At 70.1% G+C, this 6,847-nt stretch carries 4 protein-coding genes; all 4 read right to left on the reverse strand.

The window, feature by feature from the left end:
* Nucleotides 1–52: 52 nt before the first annotated feature.
* The 4 genes from G6021_RS02560 to G6021_RS02575 all read right to left on the reverse strand — a co-directional run bounded on the left by G6021_RS02560 (nucleotide 53) and on the right by G6021_RS02575 (nucleotide 6,731).
* Entirely contained in the window at nucleotides 53–2,044 is a 1,992-nt protein-coding gene (locus tag G6021_RS02560) for an alpha/beta hydrolase-fold protein (protein WP_095717074.1), read from the reverse strand.
* 241 nt (nucleotides 2,045–2,285) lie between these two features.
* Nucleotides 2,286–3,428 (reverse strand): alpha/beta hydrolase family protein, encoded by a 1,143-nt coding sequence (locus tag G6021_RS02565; protein WP_095717073.1) that lies wholly within the window; start codon nucleotides 3,426–3,428, stop codon nucleotides 2,286–2,288.
* Nucleotides 3,429–3,622: 194 nt separating this feature from the next.
* Nucleotides 3,623–5,680, reverse strand: coding sequence for a flagellar motor control protein ZomB (gene zomB, locus G6021_RS02570; protein WP_241736394.1), 2,058 nt, complete (start codon nucleotides 5,678–5,680; stop codon nucleotides 3,623–3,625).
* Between the two features lie 16 nt (nucleotides 5,681–5,696).
* Nucleotides 5,697–6,731, reverse strand: coding sequence for a decaprenyl-phosphate phosphoribosyltransferase (locus G6021_RS02575; protein ID WP_182616140.1), 1,035 nt, complete (start codon nucleotides 6,729–6,731; stop codon nucleotides 5,697–5,699).
* Nucleotides 6,732–6,847: the final 116 nt, after the last annotated feature.

The raw sequence follows: 6,847 nt of genomic DNA on the forward strand, positions 1-6,847 counted from the left end.
AGCATCCCGCCCGCCACCACGAGCGCCGCGCCGAGAGCCGCCGCCCTGGCCGTCACGAGATCTCCGCCCGGCCGCCGGTCACCGTGATCCGGCCGCCCTCGAACTCCATGACCTGGCCGTCCCGGGTGGTGCGCAGCGCGCTGGTGGGATAGCCGAGCCGGCCACGCTCGTAGTCGACCGTGCCCCAGGCGTCGAACACCGGACCGCGGGGGATGGCGTGCGCACCGGTGCGCGGCGACCAGTAGATCGCCCCGCCCTGGAAGCGACTGAAGGCGCCGCCACGCGTGGTCAGGGAGATCTCGTCGGTCGTCGGGTACCCGAGTTCCGAGTTCTCCGCGCCGGCCTCCCGGTAGGTGCTCAGGATGGCGCCCTCGACGACCCTGGGGCCAGTGGCGGAGGACCAGTAGACGGTGCCGCCCTGGAATCCCTGGACAACGCCGGGCTTGTTCGGGTTGGTGACCTCGTCGGTGGTCGGGTACCCGAGGTCGCCGCGCTCGGCGCCGCGCTCCTGCCACATCGACCGGATCGCCCCGCGGATCGCGTGCGCCCCGGTGGTCGGCGACCAGTAGATGACCCCGTTCTGGAACTGGGTGAACCGGCCCCTGCCGTCGGGCGTGGTGGTCTCACCGGAGGTGGGCAGACCCAGCGGGCCGTCGGGTCCACCCTCGGCCTGGTAGGCGGCGCCGATGGCCCCGAGGACCGAGTGCGCGCCCGTCTGCTGCGACCAGAAGACGCGGCCGAAGCGGAAGTCGGTGGCCTTGCCGCCCTTGACATCGTACTCGCCCGTCAGACAGGGGCCCAGACCGGGCTGACGCTCGGCGACCCGGGCGATCTCGCCCTGTGCCGCGCACGGGGGCTCGACGTTCTCGATCTCGACGGCGCCCGCGAACTGGGGCCATGCCTGCATCATCTCGAACTGCCAGTACGGCCACGTGTGGGTGCCCGAGGGCCGGAAGTTTGCGGTCACCTCGACGCCGGCCCCGCGGGCCTTGTTGACGAAGGTCTGGGTGGTCATCCGCGACAGCAGCTCGAGCCCGTAGCCCGGGAAGTTGGTGGGGATGTCCGGCAGCCCCGACGGCTGATCCCACGGACCGGTGTTCCCGCTTCCCGCGGAGACGTAGACGCTCTGGCCGCGGAGCTTGTCCGCGTGGAGCTTGGGGTCCTGCTCCTGCCACCTGGCCGAGCCGAGGGGTCCCCACATGCTCTCCGCCTGATACCCGCCGGCGTCCTGCATGGCCACCTTGATGGCCTCGGGCATGCCGAAGCTCGTGGTGTCGAGGAAGCCCGAGTAGCTCGCCGCGAACTGGAAGTAGTCCGGGTAGCGCTGCGAGAGCATCATGGCGGCCGTGCCGCCCATCGACAGTCCGGCCACACCGTGCTTGTCGTTCACCCGCCAGTCGCGGGCCAGTAGCGGCGGCAGCTCCTCCATGAGGAACGTCTCCCACTGGTAGGCCGAGCCGTTGGCGTCCGCGACCCAGTCCGTGTAGAAACTCGACTCGCCGCCGACGGGGAGCACGATGATCGCGTTCTTGGCGTCGAAGAACTGGGAGATCTTGGTCTCGAGGGTCCACCCGCTGGCGTCGTTGCGCGCCCGCAGGCCGTCGAGCAGGAGCAGCGAGGGGTAGGTGCGTTCCGGCTCGGCGTTCCACCGCGCCGGGAGCATGAGTTGCACCTGGATGGCCTGCTCCATGGCCGGGGACTGCACCCACAGTGCCACCCGGTTGGCCGTCTTCCACTCGACCTTGTCCAGGCGGACTCCGGTCGGGAGGGTCGTCGGCACGCTCAGGGAGGGGGAGTCCACCCGGTTCCCGGGGTTCGCCCGGGCCGGGTCCTCCTGGCCGGGACCGGTCTGTGCCGGGGAGGCCTGGACCGGGGAGCTCTGGGCGGGAGTCTCCTGGGCCGGGGTCACCCGGACCGGGGTCTCCTGCGCGCCCGCAGCCGGAGGGACGATGAGGCCCGAGCCCACCATTCCCACCACGAGCGGGGCGGCCAGGAGGGACGCCCACCGGGTGCGGGGGCTCGCGTGTGCGCTGGGGGTCGCCATGTGAGGTTCTCTTCCTTGCCGCGTCGTCGCCGAACGTCTCGGTGAACGGGCCGCGAGCGCGACCCGGACAGCTTCTGCCCGGGGCCCTGATCCGCCGTCCGTCCGCGGGCTCCCCTCCCGCGGCCGAACCCGGTGGTCACGCAAGCGACCGGGGCCCCGCACGAGAATCTACGCACGGGCCCCGGTGTGACGGGTGAGGACTCGCTGAGCGGAGCCCGATTCGTCTGCTAACCGGTCGTGATCACCACGCGAAAGCGTTCATCACGGGCAGGATCTGCGCCGAGCGGGCGGCGATCAGGTCGTCGTTCCAGTAGCCCCACCCGTGGATGCCGGTGGTGCGGTAGTCGAACGTGGCCTGGTTGGGCCGGGCGTTGAGGGTGTTCTGGAACGCGATGGTCGATCCGCGCGACAGGCCCTCGAGGATGATGCCGTTGAAGGTGTTGAACACCGCCTGCAGGCTGGAGGGCTGGTCGTACTGGCCGGGGATGGCCGAACCCGCGGTGATGTACATCGGGATGTCGCGCAGCTTGTCCGCATTGAGCAGCGGGTCGTGCTCGCCCCAGCGCGGGGAGCCCGGCAGGCCCCACATGGCGAACGGGTCGCACTTGCACTGGTCGAACATCGCCAGCGGGATCATCGTGTACATGCCCGGCGCGGTGGGGTTCATGTAGCCGGAGAACACTGAGACCTGCTTGAACTGGTTGCGGTGCTTGGCGGCGAGCATCGCTGCGGCGGACCCGCCCATGGACAGCCCGGCGATGGCGTTGTTGTCCGTGCGCACACCGAAGTGGGCGTTCAGGTACCCGGGCAGCTCGCGGGTCAGGAAGGTCTCGTATTTGTACTCGACGAGGTTGCCGCCCAGGTTGATGGGCCGATCCCAGTCGGAGTAGAAGGAGACCTGGCCGCCGACCGGCATGACCAGGGTGATGTTGTCCTGGAGGAAGATGCGCTGCGCCTGGGCGTCGCGGGTCCACGCGTTCCAGTCGTCCCGCGCGCGCAGGCCGTCGAGGAGGTACAGCCCGGCGTTGCCGCCGAAGCGGGCCGGCTGGACCTGGACCTTGATGTGGCGGTTCATCGCCGGCGACCAGACGTCACACAGCTGGACCCACGAGGCGACCGGATCCCAGCTGCACCCGGGGCGCAGCCAGTTCCGGAAACCGACCGGGTTCTCGTTGCCGGCGGCCGGCTGGAACGCGGGGGCGGCGTTCGGCGCATCGCCCGATCCGGCCGATCCTGCCGATCCGGCGGAACCGAGGCTGGCCGACGAGCCCTGCTCGGTGGCCTGGGCGCCGACGAGGGCCGGGGCGCCGACGACGAGGCCTGCAGCCGTCGCCAGGGCGGTGAGCCCGGCGGCGAACTTGCGCCGGAGGGTGGTCTGGGACATTCGTGGGTTCCTTTGTTCGTTCCTGGTGCCCCCAGGGAATCCGGGGCATCGGTGACGTCCATCGGACCGGCCCCACCAGGGGAGGACCGGAACTGCGACATCGTTACTGTCGCTCATTCTGGGACAGGTGTTACAGGTCGGGGACCTGATCGATCCCCTACTGTTATCGATTCGAGACAACAGTACGCGCCACACTACCGAGTGCCCTGGTACTTCTCCACTTCCTCAGGCATGGGCAACCCGCACCTCTGCACCTCGTATGCAGGGATTCTGTTGATCCGGTACTCGGCGAATGAAAATGCGTTAACCAGGTTGGACCAGCGCTTCTCCAGCGTCAACGGGCCGGAATAGGAGTCGATGAGGGCCTCGGTCGCGGGACACGTGAGCGCCACTTCGGCCTGGTTGACCCAGTTCACGTCGATCCACCGCGGGAAGTTGACCGGGTCCTCGACCACCCCGGTGCGCGCGAGGACCCAGTCGTACGGCAGGAACTTGTCGTGCCCGATACGCCCGTCCTCCATGCGGTCGGTGTGCGCGGCCAACGGCGAGGCCAGGCCCACGGTGTCGTAGACGTCCACGTCGAGCGGCAGGTTCATGCTCGTCATGCCCAGGTTGAGGAACACGACCGTCTTGAGGGGATCGTCGGGGAGCTCGAACGGCGCCAGACCGGGCATCGGCCGGTCGTAGGCCACCACGTCCCACCGGTCCTGGAAGCCCGGGACCGGGAGGAAGACCGCCCCCGTCCGGTTGGTCGAGACCTCCCTCACCAGGGCCCGCATCCGCGGGAAGTCGAGGTAGTCGTCCGCGAGCAGCGGATGCTGGTGGCCTGTGCGCTGGATGTAGTACTGCCGCTCGTCGACGATCCCCGCCGCGGTGATGGACTCCGGTTCGTCGCGGAACGGGTCCTGGACCACCTGGACGGTCACCGCCCATCCGACGACGACGAGCCACGCACCGGCGACCACCGGGACCGCCACCCGCCGAACCCGGGCGTCGCCCACCCCGCGGGCGGGTCCGACCGGGAGGGGCACCACGGAGACGGGCAGGAGGAACAGGAACAGGGACGGCAACAGCACCCGGCCGTGCATGAAGTCCCCGCCGACCCGGGTGACGTAGGCCAGCATGATCACGGCCACCACGAGGAAGGCGACGGTGACGACCGGGGTCGAGCGGACCCGGCTGCGCAGGCGGAGCAGGCCGCCCCCCTCGTCGTCGTCGTGACCCGCCCCGCAAACCCTGGAATCCGACCGGCGCACGGCCCACAGCGAGACCAGACCGGCGACCAGGACCACCGCCAGCGGCAGGAGCAGGACATACGGCGACAGCAGGTCCCACAGGTACTGGGCCCCCTTGTCCCACTTGGACCCGCCCGCGTCCTTGGCGACGGCCGTCAACGGATAGGGCAGGGCGTAGTACGACATCCGCCAGATCTGGTAGACCACCGGGACGGTTCCGGCGATGGCGACCAACCAGCCCAGATGCCGCCACGACTGCTGTGACGCCGCCAGCAGCGCCAGGAACACCACCGCCGCCAGCGCCAACTCGGGGCGCACCAGCGGACCGAGCCCGGCGATGAACGCCATCGCGGCCGTGCCCACCGCGGGTAGACCGAACCGGTACTCGCGGTGCGGCGCGCGGGCCCACCGCTGCAGGCCGAGCCACATGACGCCGATCCAGCAGATCACCAGCCCCGTCTCCAGGCCCGAGCTCGCGAAGTCCCGGGCGGGCGGCAGCATGATGTAGACCACCACACCCAGCGGCAACAGCAGCATCGGACCGCCGGCGGGGGCGCGCCGGGTGCCCCGGTACATCACGCGGGTGCCGAGCATCGCGGACGCGACCGCGATCATGCTCAGCGTCAGCGCCAACCCCAGGGCGACCAACTCGAGCCGATAGCCGACGACCTCGTGGGTGAGATAGACGAGATAGGTCCACAGGGTGGAGGTGTTGGACTCGACCCGCTCCCCCGCGTTGAACACGGGTCCGTTGCCGGCGATGAGGTTGCGGACCGTGCGCAGGACGATCAGCCCGTCGTCGGCGATCCACCGGCGCTGCCACGCGCCGGCGAGGAACACCGCCACCACCACGACGAGGCCGCCCCAGAAGACGGCCGGCTCGGCCCGGGGACGCTCGGTGATCCGCTCCGTGATCCGGTCGGTGATCCGCTCAGGGTTCCGCGAGGCCACGGTCGCCGGGGGCCGGTCCGCTGCCGGACGCCCCGCTCCCGAACTCCCCGCCGTCACCTCCGACATCGCCCGCCCACCCCGGTCAGGCGAAGGACGGCACGAGGTAGACGCCGATCACGACGGTCAGGACCCACAGCCCGGCCAGGACCTGCAGGACGCGGTCCCCGAGCGCGATGTCCTCGGGCTCGCCGGCCTGGGCGGCGTCGACGTCGACCGCATAGCGCAGCACCGCGATGGTGAACGGCACGATCGAGATCTGCAACCACACAGCCGAGCCGGACGGCTGGGTGGGATCGGAACCGCGGTCGTACGCCCACAGGGCGTAGCAGAGCACGAGCACCGTCGCCGACAGCGTCCACACGAACCGCAGGTAGGTCGGGGTGTAGCTCTCCAGGGCCTTGCGGATCTTGGCCCCGGTCCTCAGGTGCAGGTTCAGTTCGGCGTACCGCTTACCGGCCGCCATGAACAGGGAGCCGAACGCCATGACCAGCAGGAACCACTGTGAGATCTCGACCTCGGCCGCCGCGCCGCCCGCCACCGCGCGGAGCAGGAAACCGGAGGAGACGAACGCGATGTCGAGCACCGGCTGGTGCTTGAGTCCGAAGCAGTACATGAGCTGCAGCACGATGTACACGGCCACGACGATCGCCAGCGCCGGGTGGGTGAACAGCACCGAGATGCTGATGGAGGCGACGATGAGCGCCACCGCCATGCCGTAGGCCAGTCCGACCGGCAGCACCCCGGCGGCGATGGGACGGAACCGCTTGGTGGGGTGCGCGCGGTCCGCCTCGACGTCCATCGCGTCGTTGATCAGGTACACGCTCGAGGCCGCCATGCAGAACGCCACGAAGGCGATGAAGACCGAGAAGAGGACCGAGGTGTCGGTGAGCGTCTGCGACCCGGCCGCGGCGGGTGCCGCGACCACGAGGACGTTCTTGACCCACTGCCGTGGCCGGAGGGCCTTGATCATGCCGTCGAGCAGGTTCTTGGGCGGTGAGCCCTTGGCCTCCTCCTCGGCCTCGGCGAGGTCGATCTCGTTGGCGGTGTGCGGCTCCGCACCGAGAAGGTGGTGATCGCCCCCGCCCCGGGAGGCCGGGACTCCGGTCTGATCGGTCATCGATTCTCCTCGGGGGTCGGGGTGGTGCGCGGTCCGGGCGCGCCGTCACGCAGCGCCTCCGGCAGCAGGCGCTGGACGGGGTCCGTGGGCCAGACCGCGCGGGTGAGCGCAGCGCA

Origin of the sequence: Dietzia sp. CW19 (assembly GCF_014145265.1) — a bacterium.
Classification (GTDB): domain Bacteria; phylum Actinomycetota; class Actinomycetes; order Mycobacteriales; family Mycobacteriaceae; genus Dietzia; species Dietzia natronolimnaea.